This is a genomic window from Paraburkholderia sp. J8-2, assembly GCF_905220195.1.
GTDB lineage: Bacteria > Pseudomonadota > Gammaproteobacteria > Burkholderiales > Burkholderiaceae > Paraburkholderia.
The window spans coordinates 33,156-49,602 of the sequence record NZ_CAJMZA010000008.1; the positions used below are offsets into that span (position 1 = coordinate 33,156).

17 protein-coding genes are annotated in these 16,447 nt (G+C 61.3%); 11 read left to right on the forward strand and 6 right to left on the reverse strand.

Annotated features, from left to right (window positions below; all coding sequences use genetic code 11):
- Window positions 1–17 precede the first annotated feature (17 nt).
- Together U5A52_RS19300 and U5A52_RS19305 are read right to left on the reverse strand one after the other, a co-directional pair.
- Window positions 18–2,876 carry an ATP-binding protein gene (locus tag U5A52_RS19300; RefSeq protein ID WP_321935842.1) on the reverse strand — a complete coding sequence of 953 codons (2,859 nt, stop codon included), beginning with the start codon at window positions 2,874–2,876 and terminating at the stop codon, window positions 18–20.
- 86 nt (window positions 2,877–2,962) lie between these two features.
- Complete coding sequence (locus U5A52_RS19305; protein WP_321935843.1) at window positions 2,963–3,604, reverse strand: isochorismatase family cysteine hydrolase; 642 nt, start codon at window positions 3,602–3,604, stop codon at window positions 2,963–2,965.
- Between the two features lie 149 nt (window positions 3,605–3,753).
- On the opposite strand from U5A52_RS19305, the gene U5A52_RS19310 reads away from it, so the two are divergent.
- Window positions 3,754–4,311 (forward strand): helix-turn-helix domain-containing protein, encoded by a 558-nt coding sequence (locus tag U5A52_RS19310; RefSeq protein ID WP_321935844.1) that lies wholly within the window; start codon window positions 3,754–3,756, stop codon window positions 4,309–4,311.
- A gap of 97 nt (window positions 4,312–4,408) precedes the next feature.
- On the opposite strand, the gene U5A52_RS19315 is transcribed toward U5A52_RS19310, so the two are convergent.
- On the reverse strand, window positions 4,409–5,932 hold the full coding sequence (locus U5A52_RS19315) for a PLP-dependent aminotransferase family protein (RefSeq protein ID WP_321935845.1): 1,524 nt from the start codon (window positions 5,930–5,932) through the stop codon (window positions 4,409–4,411).
- A 281-nt stretch (window positions 5,933–6,213) separates the two neighbouring features.
- Here U5A52_RS19315 and U5A52_RS19320 point away from each other — a divergent pair, with 281 nt between their 5' ends.
- From U5A52_RS19320 to U5A52_RS19340, 5 genes are all read left to right on the forward strand, one after another.
- A complete protein-coding gene (locus U5A52_RS19320; protein ID WP_321935846.1) occupies window positions 6,214–7,413 on the forward strand; it encodes a pyridoxal phosphate-dependent aminotransferase in 1,200 nt (399 codons plus the stop codon).
- A 33-nt stretch (window positions 7,414–7,446) separates the two neighbouring features.
- Window positions 7,447–8,163 (forward strand): transporter substrate-binding domain-containing protein, encoded by a 717-nt coding sequence (locus tag U5A52_RS19325; RefSeq protein ID WP_321935847.1) that lies wholly within the window; start codon window positions 7,447–7,449, stop codon window positions 8,161–8,163.
- Window positions 8,164–8,198: 35 nt separating this feature from the next.
- Window positions 8,199–9,077, forward strand: coding sequence for a PhzF family phenazine biosynthesis protein (locus U5A52_RS19330; protein WP_321935848.1), 879 nt, complete (start codon window positions 8,199–8,201; stop codon window positions 9,075–9,077).
- Between the two features lie 9 nt (window positions 9,078–9,086).
- Complete coding sequence (locus tag U5A52_RS19335; RefSeq protein WP_321935849.1) at window positions 9,087–9,302, forward strand: aldehyde dehydrogenase family protein; 216 nt, start codon at window positions 9,087–9,089, stop codon at window positions 9,300–9,302.
- A gap of 155 nt (window positions 9,303–9,457) precedes the next feature.
- The gene (locus U5A52_RS19340; protein ID WP_321935850.1) at window positions 9,458–10,435 is read left to right on the forward strand and encodes a dienelactone hydrolase family protein; all 978 of its coding nucleotides are present in this window, start codon (window positions 9,458–9,460) and stop codon (window positions 10,433–10,435) included.
- Window positions 10,436–10,622: 187 nt separating this feature from the next.
- Here U5A52_RS19340 and U5A52_RS19345 read toward each other — a convergent pair whose 3' ends face one another.
- Window positions 10,623–11,372: an SDR family NAD(P)-dependent oxidoreductase gene (locus U5A52_RS19345; RefSeq protein WP_321935851.1), complete on the reverse strand. Its 750-nt coding sequence runs from the start codon at window positions 11,370–11,372 to the stop codon at window positions 10,623–10,625.
- Between the two features lie 207 nt (window positions 11,373–11,579).
- On the opposite strand from U5A52_RS19345, the gene U5A52_RS19350 reads away from it, so the two are divergent.
- The 5 genes from U5A52_RS19350 to rpsU all read left to right on the forward strand — a co-directional run bounded on the left by U5A52_RS19350 (window position 11,580) and on the right by rpsU (window position 14,578).
- Window positions 11,580–12,491, forward strand: coding sequence for a LysR family transcriptional regulator (locus U5A52_RS19350; RefSeq protein WP_321935852.1), 912 nt, complete (start codon window positions 11,580–11,582; stop codon window positions 12,489–12,491).
- Window positions 12,492–12,764: 273 nt separating this feature from the next.
- Window positions 12,765–12,968 (forward strand): cold-shock protein, encoded by a 204-nt coding sequence (locus tag U5A52_RS19355; RefSeq protein ID WP_065065051.1) that lies wholly within the window; start codon window positions 12,765–12,767, stop codon window positions 12,966–12,968.
- Between the two features lie 277 nt (window positions 12,969–13,245).
- Window positions 13,246–13,470 (forward strand): hypothetical protein, encoded by a 225-nt coding sequence (locus U5A52_RS19360; RefSeq protein ID WP_321935853.1) that lies wholly within the window; start codon window positions 13,246–13,248, stop codon window positions 13,468–13,470.
- A gap of 521 nt (window positions 13,471–13,991) precedes the next feature.
- Entirely contained in the window at window positions 13,992–14,258 is a 267-nt protein-coding gene (gene infA, locus U5A52_RS19365) for a translation initiation factor IF-1 (RefSeq protein WP_321910935.1), read from the forward strand.
- A gap of 107 nt (window positions 14,259–14,365) precedes the next feature.
- On the forward strand, window positions 14,366–14,578 hold the full coding sequence (rpsU, locus tag U5A52_RS19370; RefSeq protein ID WP_321910937.1) for a 30S ribosomal protein S21: 213 nt from the start codon (window positions 14,366–14,368) through the stop codon (window positions 14,576–14,578).
- A 107-nt stretch (window positions 14,579–14,685) separates the two neighbouring features.
- Here rpsU and U5A52_RS19375 read toward each other — a convergent pair whose 3' ends face one another.
- Window positions 14,686–15,204 (reverse strand): HPP family protein, encoded by a 519-nt coding sequence (locus U5A52_RS19375; RefSeq protein WP_321935854.1) that lies wholly within the window; start codon window positions 15,202–15,204, stop codon window positions 14,686–14,688.
- Window positions 15,204–16,406: an NAD-dependent formate dehydrogenase gene (locus U5A52_RS19380; RefSeq protein ID WP_321910941.1), complete on the reverse strand. Its 1,203-nt coding sequence runs from the start codon at window positions 16,404–16,406 to the stop codon at window positions 15,204–15,206. Before U5A52_RS19380 ends, U5A52_RS19375 begins: the two co-directional genes overlap by 1 nt.
- Between the last annotated feature and the right edge of the window lie 41 nt (window positions 16,407–16,447).

Sequence of the window (16,447 nt, forward strand, 5' to 3'; positions counted from 1 at the left end):
GTGGCCGACCGACTCGACTATCTGTCGATCATCGCTCGTGCCTCTACGAGGTCATACGTTTTGAATCCTTCGGTGAACGACTCAACAATGCGCGCGAGCACCGCGTGGGATACATGGACGGGTTCTTCGCGGTGCAACTTCGCGAGGCTCAAAGCCGTGCGCAGCTGCCAGGCGCACGCGCCCTGGCGCAGCGCGAGTTGAAATGATCGTTGAAAAAGCGCTTCGGCGGCCGACGCCGCACTCGTACCGAACTGGGCGAGCATGAGTTCGCCTTTGGTTCGCAGCAACTCGGGCAGACACCACCGCTCATCGTTGCGCGACGATTGCTCGATTGCCTCATCAACGGCACGCTGCGCCGCGTGCAGTTCACCGATGCTTCCGAGAGCGGCACTGACCTCGCAGAGTGCAGCAGTGTGATACAGCGCGAACCCGGCGCTGCGAAGCTCGTTGATCGCTTGCGAAAGTAGTTTGATTCCCTCGCGTGTGTGGCCGACCTTGATATGAAGAATGCCGCTGAAGCAACGCCCCATGGTCTGCCAGAGCCGCAATTCGTGCCTGGCGGACTGCTCGAGCAGCAACTGTACGTTACGCTGCGCTGCCTCGAAGTCGCCCACGAGCAGCGCGACCGCGCACGCGGATTGCCCGAGCGCATAACACAGCGATAAAGAATGGTTGTGCGCCAATGCCTCTTCGACGCTTGCCTCGGCTTCGCGAAACGCCTGATCGGGGTACCCCTGCACCCAGAGAATCCGCGAAAAAAAGCCTCTGCCGGCCACGACTTGATCGAACTGAAAGCGCAAGATCTGCGCTTTATGGGTTGCGGTGGGCGGCCGGCTCAGCATCCTCTCGAAGTGAGTGCGCGCCGCGCCCTGCTCACCGAGGAAATAGAGAGAGGTTCCCACCAGCCGGTCCCCGACGAACGAAGCGACGGGATCGTGCACCTCCGAGGCAAGCTGCGCGAACTGCTTCGCAAGGGTCAACCCGGATCCGTGGTTGTCGCCCGTGACCGTGTCGACCCAAAGCCCCCAAAGCGCACGTAAGCGATAGTCCGTGTCGTCGAATCGCTCGGCAAACTGCAACACCCTGGTCCATACCGATCTCGCTTCCGGACCGGGTCCGATCGAATACAAGGCGACGCCGAGGGCGCTAAGGAGTTGCATTTCGATTCTGTCGTCGACGATCTTCGCTGCGGACATGGCCTCGATTGCGCGGTAAATGCGGATCCGGCACTCGTTCATCAGCGAGAGCTTCAGCCAAAGCGGAACCGATGCGATCGAGAGCTCGATACCGAGATTCGGATCGCCTCCCTCGGAGAAGGTCCAGTCGAGGGCTGCGCGGACGTTGTCCGCAACATTGCCCCGCGCACCGCGTTGAATGCCGTCCAACAGCTTTTGATCGGCTTCCTCCGCCTGCTGCAAAAGCTGCAGGTAGTAGTTCGCGTGCCACCTCGCCAGCGCTTCGATTTCGCCGAGTTCGAGAAGGCGTTTGCGTGCGTACGCAACGGTCGTATCAAGCAGTCTGTAGCGCGTGACGCCGCTGCCGACATCAGCAAAGACCAGCGACTTGTCGACGAGATTGGCGAGGATGCCGAGCATGTCTGCGGCGGTGATGGAATCATTCGCTGCGACCCGGGCGGCCGCCTCCCGATCGAAATAGCCCGCGAAGATCCCCAATCTCCTGAAGACGATCCGCTCGCCTTCCGGGAGCAGGTCGTAACTCCAGTCGAGCGTGACCATCAACGTCTGCTGACGCGCTGGCGCGTCGCGCCGTCCACCTGTCAACAGCGCAAAGCGGTCAGTGAGCAGCGACGACACGCCCTGCACGCCAAACGCGTCAACACGTCCCGCGGCAAGCTCGATGGCGAGCGGATTGCCGTCGAGTCTCCGGCAAATATCCGCGGCAATCGGCGCATCCGGATCGTCAAGCTGGAACGTGCTGACACGCTCACATGTGCGCTCCACGAAGAGTTCGATCGACGCGTAGCCCATGGCGCTCGACGCCGTCAGTGCATCCGACACCATCGGGGTGCTCAACGGTGGAAGACGATGCAAGACCTCGCCCGTAACCTTGATCGGCTCGCGGCTCGTGGCAAGGATCTGCAGATCGGGCACGCCTTCGAGCAATACGGCGGCCATCGACGCGACCGCGTCGATCAGGTGCTCGCAACTATCGAGAACGATCAGCATGCGCTTGCCGACGAGCCACTCGACCAGGCCCGGAATCGGATTGTCCGACCGGACGCCGCTGCCAAGCGCCGTGGCGAGAGCGCTGGGTACCAGCGCCGCTCCCGTTAGCGGTGCGAGATCGACAAAGCTCACCTGCCCGCTCGCTTCGGCCCGACGTTTGTGTGCAACGGCCACTGCGACGGTCGTCTTGCCGATGCCACCGGGTCCGACGATCGTCACGACACGCCCGTCGAGAAGCTTCGAGAAAATCGACTCGATCGCGTTCTCGCGCCCGACGAGGCGCCTGAGACGGGGCGGGATGCGCGAAGCGGGCAGCAGTTCGTTTGTGGGTGGCCTAGACGTTGGCGCGCGCTCGATGTCGTTGACGGCGGCAACAAAGCAATAGCCTCGGCCCGGCACGTTCACCACGTAGCGATGCTCGCGCCCATCGTCCTGCAAGGCTTTGCGCAGCGCCGCCACGTGGGTTTTCAGGTTGCACTCTTCAACGACAGTACGCGGCCAGATCCGGCCAATCAAATCGCGCTTGTCCACCGTTTCGCCGTGGCGCTCGACAAGCGCGATCAGGATGTCGAGCGCGCGACTGCCTATCGCAACAGCTTTGCCCCCCTTCAATAGTTCGCGCCTTGCCGGAAGCAACAAGAACGGACCGAACGCGATGCCGTCATTCGAGGAGAGAGCATTTGCGTGCACGTCGAACTCCTCCATGGCTGCGGAAGACACCACTGTCGCCCATGAAACTTGCGCAGACGAAGGGCGCGCCGCGCACCTCGCGCGCCTCAGACCGACAGCTTCTCGATGATTTCGTCAGTCGAGACAATAGCGCATGCGTAAGCCGGCATGTTGAACTGTAGCGAGGCGTCCATCTCGGCCAGTCCAAAGCTGCCAATCGCATCTTTCACGAGCGTGACTTCATAACCCAGCTCTGCCGCATAACGAACGGTGGATTCGATGCACGTGTTAGCGCGCATGCCAATCACGATGACTTTCCGCAGACCATGCTTCTTGAGCTGAAAGTCGAGATCCGTGTTGGCGAACCCGCTTGATAGCCAATGTTCCTGAGCGACGATCTCGCCGGGGCGCGGTTCGAAATCAGGGTGAAAACTGCCTCCCCAGGTCCCGTCAGCAAAGACACGTCCCTTGTCGGCGGCGGCCCCGATGGGCGGTATGGTCTTCCAATGATTGTGCAGATCGGATTCGCGCCAACGATGATGAGGGGCGATGAAGACTTGCACACCGGCCGTCCGGGCGGCAGCGAGGATCTGCCGCATATGCTCTACGACGTTGTTCGCCTCCAGGGTCGTGCGGCAGAGTTCGTAGAGCTTGCCGCCCTCCGACAAGAAATCATTATAGGGATCGACGATGAGCAGCCCCGTCAAATCGGGTTCATACGTCAGCCCAGGTGCAGATTGATTTGCCATGTTGAGAACCCTTCTGGTGCGCCAAATGTGTGACTACAATATTTGAAGCGACACAACTTGTAAAGCACAAAGACGGCGTCGATCAACGTTAGCGATCTTGGTTCGCTGCGCCGACAGGTTCAGAATGCAGGGTTTAGTGAGGGATCGAGATGAAACAACAGGATACTGGCGAGACGCTTTGTCCCCTCGCCCGTGCGGCTGCCGTCATTGCGGATCGATGGACTATCCTGATCCTGCGCGAACTTCGAATGGGTAATGATCGCTTCGATGGTATTCAGGCACAGACCGGGATGTCGCCCAATCTGCTTGCCCAGCGCCTCAAGACAATGGAGGACAACGAGCTGATCGAGCGTCGGCTCTATCAGGATCGACCCAAGCGGTACGCCTATTGCATCACTGACAAGACGCGCGAGCTCGACGGGGTGATGCTGACCCTTCGCTTGTGGGGAATGCGGCACTGCGGGCTCGAACCAGAAGCTGAAAGCGCATTGACGATGACGCATCGTCGGACTGGCGCGATCATCGACGCCGACTGGCAACCCGAGCAAGCCGACCTGCCTTTCACCTTCAGCCAGGTTGAGAGCCGGATCAATCCGTCATGGGCGGCCGAGCGAGCCGCTCGCGCAGAGGCCTTTGCTGTCGAGCGGAAAAATCAGGTTTCCAGACGTGCCCCACGAAAACGCAAAACCGCCTCTGTCGAGAATTGAGCTTCCATGTCTGACTGCATGCACGGGATCATAGCGGCCTTGCGGGCGTGAGTTGAACGCGATGAGAGGTCGATCGCGCGCGCTTGCTTCCGGCCTGTCACCCATCGGAAAATCGTTCGCGGCTGTTTCGGACTCCGGACGGCAATCTGCTCAACTTCGTTACGCCAGTCTCATTCGCCAACGCCGACTGGCGCGCGAGCTGTGCGCATGCGAGCCGGCCAAGGCGGCGGACGCCGTCTTCCATACGCTCGTCCCAGTCGTGCCCGGCGCTCAGGCGAAGGCAATTGCGAAAGCGCCGGCTCGCCGAAAAAACATCGCCGGGTGCGAAGCAAATGCCTTGCTCGAGCGCCTCGTCGAAAAGCGCGCGCGAATCGAAGCGTCTTGGCAATTCGAGCCATAGTACAAAGCCGCCTGCTGGCCGGCTGACTTTCGTTTCGGCGGGGAAGCTTGCCTCGATGGTACGGGTCATGCGCGCCAGGTTCTCTTCGAAGATTCGGCGGATGCTGCGCAAGTGCGAATCGTAGGCGCCACTCTCGAGGAAGTCTGCGAGTGCGATCTGAGGCAAAACCGGGCAGCAGAGGCTGAACGCGAGCTTGCGCTCCATCACTTGCTGCGTGTAGGCGCCGGCCGCAATCCACCCGACCCGGTATCCGGGGGCAAGCGATTTCGAAAACGAGCTGCAGTAGATCGTATTGGCGCCGCCATCGAGTGCGATGAACGGCTTCGGCCGATCGCGACCGAAGTGAATGTCACCATAGACGTCGTCTTCGATGAGCGGTACGGCGTGCCGCGCCAGCACGGCGAGAAGCGCAAGTTTGTCGGCTTCGGCCATCGCGGAGCCAAGTGGATTGTTGAAGCTCGACGACAGCAAACAGGCCGCCACCGGTTCGGTCTCCAGCAAGCGTGCGAGTGCACCGACGTCGATGCCGTGCGTCGGGTGAGTCGGCAGCTCGAATGCCTTCAGGCCGAGCATCTCAATAGTGTGAAGGAATCCGAAATAGGTGGGAGATTCGATTGCGATCGTATCGCCGCGACTGGCGACAGCCGAAAGCGCGAGCGTGAGCGCCTCGGTGCAGCCGCAAGTCACGAGCACGTCGTCGGGCGACAGCGCGTGCCCGACGCGCATCGCGCGCCTTGCGATCTCCCGCCGCAGGCGCGGTTCGCCGTGCGGCGAGCTATAGGTGTTGTAGCGCATACCGTGCTGTCGCGCAGCGCGAGCGAGCCCGAGGTCGAGCCGCTTCGATTGCAGCAGCGCGGCGTCGGGCACGGCACAGCCAAGAGGAACGAGCGTCGAATTCGATGCGTGCTCGAGCAGCGCCGCGACCGCTGCACTGATCGACACCGTCGACGCCTTCGCGCGCGGCCGCGAGGCCGACGGCAATGCGAGGGCGCCACGGCGCGCGGCCGCGACGTAGAAGCCCGACTGCGGACGCGAGACAAGAATGCCCCGATCTTCGAGCATGCGATACGCCTGCAACGCCGTGGAAACGCTCATGCGGTGCTGCTCGCTGATCGCGCGCACCGAGGGCAACCGCATGCCCGGTGCGAGCGCGCCGTTGTTGATCATGCCGACGATGAGTTCGGCCAGTTGCTCGTAACGAAACGGCGTGTGCGTGTCCATGTAAGCGCTCGTAGCGGAATCAACCCAGATTATCGACGTCGCGCCGCGACTCGCCAAGGGAAATTGTGTTGGTCGATTCTCCGGAAAATTGTGACTGTTATGGTCCGCGAGAGAACGCTACGATGCGTGCTATGCAATCGCGTCCGATGGAACCCGATGCCGTAGCGCAGCAAGGCCCTGCGCACGGCTGGGATTTCCGTCACGGCATGGCGGGAGCGGTCGCCCGGAGGCTCCCAATGCGTCGTCTGACGAATGACTCACGGCAAAGGCAAGGTACAAGCATGAACGCACTCCAACAGGCTTTCGATGAAAAGCGCGGGACTGGCTTCGACGAAGCGCATGCCCACGCATGGCGCGGGAGATTTCCGCGCAACGAGATCATCTCGCTGCTCGATGTGAATCGCCCATTCAATCTGGCGGAGAGCACGTCGCAAGACTTGACGGTCGGCGCATTGCTGGACCTGGCGGGTCTGGACGGCATACGCAATCTGAAACTCGGCTATGGAACCTCGGCAGGTTCGTTGGCGCTGCGCGAAGCCATCGCAGAAGGCTGCGGCGTGCCGGCCGAGCAGATCATCACGACACAAGGCACTGCGCTCGGGCTCTTCCTGCTCGCTTTCGAAGTCTGCCGGCCCGGCGACGAGGCGGTCCTCGCAACGCCGTGCTTTCCGCCAAGTCGTGACTGTCTGCTCGGAGCCGGCGTCGACGTCCGCGAGATCAAGCTCTCGTTTGAGCATGGCTATCGGCTGGATCTGGAACAGATCGAGGCAAGCCTGTCCTCGAAAACGAAGCTCGTCAGCCTCGCCTCGCCGCAAAATCCCGCTGGCGTCCAGACGTCTCGCGCCGACATCGAGAAGCTGCTTGTGCTCATGGAAAGGCACTCTCCGGAAGCGATACTTTTCGTCGACGAGACCTATCGGGAAGCCGCTTATGGCGACAACGCCGTGGCCGATAGTTTTGCGGCGCTCGACGCGCGCATCGTCACCGGCGCATCGGTATCGAAGGCGCTCGGCGCGCCGGGCTTGCGCACCGGCTGGCTCACGGTGGCAGACAGCGATCTTCGGGCGCGTTTGACCGTCGCCAAGATGAACACCGTGATCTCGGGTTCCGTGCTCGACGAGACGCTCGCCACCGTGCTTTTGCGTCACAGGGAAGGTGTGCTCGCGCCGCGCCGCCAGTTGCTCGCCCACGCGCTCAAGGAACTGACGCAGTGGTGCGAGAGCGAGCGCGAACGCATCGAATGGGTCCGGCCCGACGCAGGCGCGCTGTGCTGCGTGCGCCTGCGCGCCGAGGCATTCGACGAGGCTGCCGTCTCGCGCTTCTGGGATCTGTTGCCAGATCGTGATCTGCAACTGGCATCCGGCGCATGGTTTGGCGAGAGCAGCCGCGTATTCCGGCTGGGCTTCGGCTATCTGCCGCCTGCGCGCCTGCAACCCGCGTTGTCTGCGCTCTCGTCGGTTCTGGACGCTGCTTCTGCCTGACACGCCATTGCCCTGAACATGTGGAGTACTACTATGAAAGTCAGCGTCGCCTATCTCGAGGAGCCCCCCTTCTACTGGACGGGTGAAGATCATCGCGCGACGGGCGCCGACATCGAGCTGGCCGACGTGGTGCTGCGAGCGATCGGTGTGTCGAACATCGAACATCATTTGACCTCGTTCGATGAGCTGATGCCTGGCGTGCAGGATGGTCGCTGGGACATGAACGTGCCCATTTTCGTGACGGCCGAGCGCGCGCTGCGCGTTGCATTCAGCGCGCCCGTATGGTCGCTGGCCGATGGCTTTTTGCTTCGCCATGGCAATCCGAAAGCGCTTGCAAGCTACCGGGCCGTCGCCGCGCACAACGACGCGCGGCTCGGGATCGTTGCCGGGACGGTTCAGTACGATGCGGCCATCTCGGCGGGCGTGAGCGATAGCCAGATCGTGGCCTTCAAGGACCAGCCTCTCGCGCTCGACGCGCTGCTCGCAGGAGAGATCGACGCCTACGCGAGCACGGCGGTGGGAAGCCGTGCCCTCGCTGGTGCCAATCAGGCACTGGAAGTGGTTGCGCTCGAAACGAACAAGGGAGGCGGAGTACCTGTCGGCGCCTTTTCGTTCAACCAGAACAATCATGCGCTTCTACAGGCCGTGAACGAACAGCTTCGAAAATACCTTGGCTCGGCGGATCATCGTACCCGCATGGCGAAATACGGTCTCACCCGGACCGAACTCGACAGCGTGAGCGCAGCCTGAGCTAGGCGAGTCAGCGCAATTCAGATGAGGAGAACATGAATCGATCCTATAACGTTGTCGACGTCTTTTCCTCCCAACCGCTGCTAGGCAATCCAGTGGCCGTAGTCATGGACGCGCAGGGCCTCACGGTCGACGCGATGCAAGCTATCGCGAGATGGACGAACCTCTCGGAAACGACGTTCGTCCTTCCCGCCACGACAGCCGACGCCGACTATTGCTTGAAGATTTTCACGCCCCGTAGCGAGCTTCCTTTCGCAGGGCATCCGACGCTGGGCAGTGCGTACGCCCTCCTGGAAGCCGGGCGCGTCATACCTCGCCGAACCGGCCGATTGACTCAGCAATGCGGAATCGGCCTGGTCGAATTGACGATCGGAGCGCGTGAGGCAGATCGCGAACTCCACTTCCGTCTGCCGCCTGCGAAGCTCGAGCCAGTTCACACGGCGGAACTAGCGGAGATGGAGCGCATTCTCGGCTGCAAAGTGGACCTGAAGGCTGCGCCGGGGATCGTGAACGTGGGTCCCATCTGGATCGTGGCACAACTAAACGATGCGGCTTCCGTACTCGCGCTTCGACCTGATCTCGCGAGACTGGCAGAGCTCGAGCGCCGCCTGGGTGTGACGGGTTTGACCGTATTCGGCGCTCGCGAGCGCGGCGACGACGCGGCTATAGAAGTGCGCACCTTTGCACCCTCTTGTGGTGTGGACGAGGACCCTGTCTGCGGAAGCGGCAACGGCAGCGTCGCGGCCTTCCAGTGGCAGCGCGGCCTGTTGCCGGCCGGCGGAACCGATTACGTGGCGGCTCAGGGACGCTGCGTCGGCCGGGCTGGCAAAGTCAGGATAAGCGTGGACGCGAACGGAACCGTGAGCGTCGGCGGTTCCTGCGTCATTTCCGTGGAAGGCTCGCTTACGCTTTAGACGCCAACCGTGCGCAAGGAAGCCGACGAACTGGAAGCCGGCGGGGTCATGATCAACGACTCATCGGATTACCGGATCGATGCCATGCCGTTCGGCGGCTTCAAGTACGGCAGCCTCGGCCGCGAAGGTGTCAGGTTTGCCTACGAGGAAATGACTCAACCGAAAGTCGTGTGTATCAGGAGAACGACGGATAGAAACCAGAAGCATGCAGCAACGGCCCGATAAGGACGAGCCGCCAAGTCTCGCGTTAGTGGCTATTGCAACTGTCTGATAGCGATTCTCGCAGCAGAACACCAAGACAATCGACCGCTCTCTCCACGTCTTCCTATACTGGACTTCGTAAGTCATTGCGTGATCCAGCACCGAAGACGAGGAATGCCATGTCGAAAGCAAACATCACTGCGCTCATCCAGATCGCCTTGATCTGCATTGGCAACTGTCTCGCGAACGCCGTGCACGCGCAGGTCACGCGAATGGAGGTCATCCCGATTCCGTCCGTGACGCTCACCGACCAGGAATTCCTGAGCGGCCGCGAGGATGGCAAACCTGTCACGGTGGCAGGCGAGCTTCGGATTCCCCGGCCCGGCACGGACCGGCTGCCGCTTGTCATCATGCTGCATGCTTCTGGCGGCGTCGGCAGCAGCGTCACAGACTGGGAGGAGTACTTTCTTTCGCTCGGTGTTGCGACCTTTGTGATCGACAGCTTCTCGGGCCGCGGGATCGTCAGCACGATCAACGATCAATCGCAACTCGGCCGCCTTGCACAGACCGAAGATGCCTATCGCGCGATGGCGGCGCTTGCGAAGCACCCGAGAATCGACCCGAACCGGATCGTGCTCATGGGATTCTCGCGTGGCGGGCAGAACGCGCTTTATGCAAGCCTGAAGCGGTTCCAGAAGATGCACGCCCAACCCGGCACCCAGTTCGCGGCGTTTATCGCGTTCTATCCTGACTGTACCTACACCTATCTCGAAGACGAGGATGTCGTTTCCAGACCGGTTCGCATTTTCCAGGGGACGGCAGACAACTACAATCCAGTCGCGCCCTGCCGCGCCTATGTGGAACGTCTAAAAACGAAAGTGAGCGATGTCCAGTTGACTGAGTACGCCGGCGCCAGCCATTTCTTCGACGCGCGAGCACTCAAGCAACCGCTGCAGTTACCCCAAGCACAGACCACGCGTAACTGCGCGGCTGTCGAGGTCGAAAACGGGCTGGTCGTCAACGCCAAAACGAGGCAACCGTTTAGTTACAGCGATTCGTGCGTCGAGCGCGGGACAACCATCGCGTACGACGAGAATGCGGCGGCCAAGGCCAGGGAAGCAGTCAGCGAGATCGTCAAAACCGTGCTGAAGCCCTAGGTTCACGTTGGCCACGTCCAAGGCCTGGCGCCTCGCGTAGTCACAAGGCAACTCGAAACGCGGCAATGGGTTCGCGAACCTGGTTCAGCTACGGCCGACTGCGCCTGGCACCAGCCGGCCATCCTCGTGTTATCACAGGCATGGGCGGAATCGATCGAAAGCGGATATCCGCCCTGCCTCGGCCCTATCAGACCTGGGCCATGCCGCCGTCCACGAAGAGCTCGGTTCCGTTGATGAAGCTGGCCGAGTCCGAAGCGAGGAAGGCAACCGCCTTGCCGATTTCTTCAGGCTCACCCAGGCGGCCGAGCGGCACTTGCGCAGCCAGCGCGTCGTACAGCCCCTGACGGGCTTCGTCGGGCACGAGGCCGCCAAGGCCAGGCGTGCGGATCGGGCCCGGGCTGACGACGTTCACGCGAATGCCACGTTCCTTCAGGTCCAGCGCCCACGAGCGGACGAAATTGCGCACCGCCGCCTTGCTCGCGCTATACACGCTGAAGTTGGCCGTACCGGTTACCGACGTGATGGACGATGTCAGGATGACCGATGCGCCGTCGACCAGCAGCGGCAATGCCTTCTGCACGGTGAACAGCACGCCGCGCACATTCGTCCCGAAGATCCGGTCGAAATGCTCTTCGGTGATGGCGCCGAGCGGCAGCATGTCCCCGCCGCCGGCATTCGCAAAGAGGATGTCGAGCTTGCCGGCCGTTTTGGCGATCTGGGCGTAGACCTCGTCCAGATCCGACAGCACCGAGGCGTCCGCCCGGATGGCCGTGGCCGCCGGGCCGATGGCCGCTACCGCGGCGTCGAGTTCGGCCTGCCGGCGGCCGGTGATGAACACACGCGCGCCCTGCTCCGCGAGTTCCTGCGCTGCGGCGAGGCCAATGCCCGTGCTGCCGCCCGTGACGAGTGCGATCTTGCCGTTCAGTTGCTTGCTCATGATGTGCTCCGTTGCGTGGTGTGAAAGGGATCTGCAAATGCGTTCGACCGTGTTTTCGTCGCTGCCTGAGTCCGTCGCGCACTGCATGGAAAGCACTTTAGGGAAAAGCGATTTTTTGATAAATATGGAAACAATGAAATGACTATCCACCACCATGTATAATCGACGCACCTGACATCCGGTCGGGTTTTCGGGAGTCCCTTCGCGATGGATCAGTTGCTGGCAATGCGGGCTTTCAGCCGCGTGGTGGAAGCGGGCAGTTTTACGCGAGCCGCGGAGTCGCTCGACATACCCAACACCACGATGAGCAAGCTGGTTCAGGAGCTCGAGGCGCACCTCGGCGTAAAGCTGCTCCAGCGCACAACGCGCAAAGTCACCGTAACGCCCGAAGGTCAGGACTACTACGCCAAGGTCACGCGCGTGCTTCGGGACCTCGAAGACATCGATTCGTCGTTCAGCGTGGCACGGAGCAATCCGCGCGGCAATTTGCGCATCGACGTTGGCGGCTTGACGGCACGCGACGTGCTGATTCCCCTGCTTCCGGACTTCATGGCACGTTACCCGGACATCCGAATCGATCTGGGCGTCGCCGACCGCTCGGTCGACCTGATCGGCGACAACGTCGATTGCGTCATCCGGGGCGGCCCGCTCGACAACTCATCGCTCGTCGCGCGCAGTATCGGCGAAGCGACGATGGTGACATGCGCCACGCCCGCCTATCTGAAGCACTATGGCGTTCCCGCGTATCCGGACGAGTTGAGAAATGGACACCGGTTGATCGGCTACATCTCCACCCAGACCGGCAGGGCCATGCCATTTCGTTTCGAGCACAAAGGCGAGCGCACCGAGATAAAAATCGAACACCGGCTCGGCATCAACGAAAGCAATGCGCATCTGGCCGCCGGCGTCGCGGGACTCGGGATCGTTCAAACCTTTGCTCATGCCGCCAATTCCGCGCTGCGGGATGGATCGCTCGTGGAGATACTGAAGAAATGGCGGCCGCCGTCGTATCCGTTTCATGTCGTGTATCCGCAGAACCGGTACGTAACCCATCGTTTGCGGGTGTTCATCGACTGGCTTCTCGAATATTTTCCCGCCAGGGTCCGAGGTATCGAGTAGCCGTCGCTGTAACAGGTGCATGCGGCTGGCGCATGCGCCCAGCCGGGCAAGGGCCGCATCGCTTCGTCTGCAAAACGGGCCGCATGGGGATTCAGTTACAAGATACTTATTGACGCCGGCCCAGCCGTCGGGTAATGTGCCGGGCGAAGGTCAGGAAGTTCGATTGCTGTTCATCAATTGCTCGCCTCCCGGCGGTATTCGTGGTCCTCTCCCTCCTTGTCGCTTCAGGCGCTCTTTAAGAGCAAATTTTCGTTTTTTTCTCAAGGATTCTTCATGGAAACCGGTACCGTTAAGTGGTTCAACGACAGCAAAGGCTTTGGCTTCATTACCCCGGACAAGGGCGGCGACGACCTGTTCGCTCACTTCTCCGAGATCAAGACCGACGGCTTCAAGACGCTGGCTGAAAATCAGAAGGTGAGCTTCGAAACGAAGCAAGGCCCGAAGGGTCTGCAAGCGGCTAACATCAAGCCGCTGTAAAGTTTGAAGGGCCCGGCATCCGACAACGGACGCCGGGCTGCAGCGACACCCTCGCGGAGCTTTGTCTCCCATAGTTGGCGCAATCGCTTTTTGCTGCACCTGCTCGTTCAGCAGCGTGCCACGCGCCACACGCCTCGTTGCACCTCATTCTCCCCTCTGGCTTCAACGCCCTTTTTCGCTCTCCGACTGTTTCAGATTCGGCTTGCAATGGCTTTGGATCGGCGCATCCGTGCACATTTCGCACGGCACACGCCTATCGAACATCAATAAAATTAAAATGCAAAACAAACAAGTTCAACAATACAACGGCTATGCCGTCCAACCCTCGGCGCATCGTTTGCCCGACGGTAGCTTTTCCTCAAACCTGTTGCTCGAACGCACCGATAGCGCGCGAGCCGAAGGCTGCTACCAGTTCTATTCGCTCGATTACTTCGCGAGCGAAGAGCAGGCGCTGCAGCACTCGGCGCGCTGGGCACGCAATTGGGTCGACACGCGCGGCTAAAGGCAACGCCACGATTCGAAGTACCCAACGCATCTGAGGCACCAGGGCGCGCGCAAGCAAACGCGCCCAAGCATCGCCGCGATCCCGCACCGCCACTCGTCGGCACACATGGCCGACAACATCTTTCCTTCTGGCCCCGCCGATAGTGGCAGGCAGACGGCGGCCTTCGGTTACAATGCAGAGTTCGTTTGCTTCGCACAGCACTTAAGCGACACGTGTTGGTTAGCGGCGAACTTTCCTTTGATCGATAGTTCAGTGAGGCCGGCGATAACAGTGCTCGCTGGACTGCACGCCCCGACTCGCATCGGAGCTGTATTGCGAGCCGCCGCGTCTGACCCCATCCCCTCGCGTATCTGATTCGCCGCCCGGACACGGCGGTGTCAGCGACTTCCCGGACGCAAGGGCTGCCCAGCAAACTCCTTGCTTCTCACTACCGCGCGAGCGCGTGTCGATCAGCGCTCGCGGCGTCTACCTCAATGCAGCACCGACCCCATGTCCCGCCAATTGATCAGGAACCTTGAATGGCCAAAGAAGAACTGCTGGAACTCGACGGTATCGTCGACGAAGTACTGCCAGACAACCGCTACCGCGTCACGCTCGACAATGGTGTGATGGTAGCGGCGTACGCTTCTGGTCGTATGCGCAAGAATCACATTCGCATCATTGCAGGCGACCGGGTAACGCTGGAACTCTCGGTGTACGATCTCACGAAAGGACGAATCAATTTTCGTCATAAGGATGACCGCAGCGGCGGCGCAACGCAAAGACCTGCATTTCGCCGTCGTTGATGGCGCGGTACGCGAGCGTCGACTGTGACCCTTACCGGTACCACGACGCTGCGTGCACATCCAGATCACCATCCACTATTGCTGCTGGATTTCAACCAGGAAAACAATTGACTACCGTAATTCTGAAACCTGACGAGCCCGTGGAAGTTGCATTGCGTCGTTTCCGTCGCGCAATCGAGCGCACTGGCTTGATTCCGGAACTTCGCGCCCGGACAGCCTATGAAAAGCCGACCGCAGTACGCAAACGCAAGAAGGCTGCCGCAGTGGCACGCCTGCGCAAGCAGATCAAACGGTCGTTGCCGCCGAAAAAGCGCTACTGACCGGGAATGGCTGGGCAGCCGTGCTGAAACGGCCGTCCAGCGCCCAGCCGGTGCCACGCATCAGCTGCGTGTGGGCCAAGCGGCCCTGATCCAGGCACGCTCGAGAATCACCCTGCCCGGTTTGGCCACGTGCCGCGCTTGACGATTGCCCAATACAGCCAGCCGATCAATACCAGCGACACCGCGCCGGCCATCGTTGGGAGTGCCAGGAAAGACCATCCTGGCTGCGCCGCGAAGATAATGACCGGATTGCTGCCGGCCGGTGGATGAACTGTGCGCGTCATCATCATCAACATCAATGCGCACGCTGCGGCGCCTGCCATCGGCACGTATCCCGGGCCAAACAGATGGAAACACACCAAGCCCGTCAACGACGTCAGAACGTGTCCTCCGACAACGTTTCGCGGCTGAGAAAACGGGCTTGACGGAAAGCCGAACAGCAGGACGCAGGTGGCCCCGAATGAACCGAGAATCCACGGTTCCGAGGTCGTCTGCGCCAGCATGCCCACGAGAGCCAACGCCACGAACGCACCCAGGCCAGCAAGCAGTATTCTCACCGCCTGGGCGCGCCACGTAGAGGCCCCGTTGGTGCCGGCGGGTGCGGCAGACGGGGTCGTCATCGACATCAGGCCACCTTGAAGCGGGCCGCTTCTTCCGATCCCTTAGTCGCGTTGCCCGCGCTGTACGAGTGCGCACCCACACCGGCGAGCTTGCCACCCTGCACGATCAGATATTCGTCGCGAATCGGGCGGCCTTCGAAGTAGCACTCGAGGATCTCGCGCGTTCCCGCTGCGTAGCGGGCCTGTGCGGAGAGGCTGGTGCCGGAGATGTGAGGCGTCATCCCCTGATGCGGCATGCTGCGCCACGGATGATCCGCCGGTGCCGGCTGAGGGAACCACACATCGCCGCCGTAGCCCGCCAGCTGACCGCTTTTCAGCGCATCGACGATCGCGTCGCGGTCGCACAGCTTGCCTCGAGCCGTATTGATCAGATAAGCGCCGCGCTTGAAGTTCTTCAACGTCGCCGCGTTGATCATGTGTTCGGTTTCCGGATGCAGCGGGCAGTTCAGCGTGACCACGTCGCACACGCGGGTCAAGCTTTCGAGGCTCGTGTGATGGGTGAGATTGAGCTCCTTCTCCACCGATTCGGGCAGGCGGTGACGATCGAGGTAATGCAGCTTCATGTCGAACGGCTTGAGCAGGCGCAGCACGCGCAAACCGATACGGCCTGCCGCCACCGTGCCGACATGCATGCCCTCGACGTCATACGAGCGCTCGACGCAATCGGCAATGTTCCAGCCGCCTTCATTGGCCCAGTTGTGCGACGGAATATAGTTGCGCACGAGAGCGAGCGTCGTCATCACGACGTGCTCGGCCACGCTGTTACTGTTGCAATAGGTGACTTCCGCCACGGTGATCCCGCGATCCATGGCCGCCTGTAAATCGGTGTGATCCGAACCAATCCCGGCGGTGACGATCATCTTGAGCTTCGGGGCCTTCGCAATGCGCTCGGCCGTCATGTACGCCGGCCAGAACGGCTGCGAGATCACGATCTCGGCGTCGTGCAATTCGCGGTCGAGCACGCTGTCGGCGCCGTCTTTGCTGGAGGTCACCACCAGCTGGTGGTCGTTCGACTCCAGATACTTGCGCAGGCCTAGCTCGCCTGACACGCAGCCCAGCAAATGCCCCGGCGTGAAGTCGATTGCGCGGGGCGTAGGCGTGGTCTGTCCGTCGGGATAGCGCGTGATTTCAGGAAGGGTGTCACGGGCGTACTGCTTCGGCATACCGTTGACCGGGTCGTCATACAGCACACAAACAATTTTTGCCACGATATCTGTCTCCACTCTGATGGGCGAGGAACCGGAAGCGC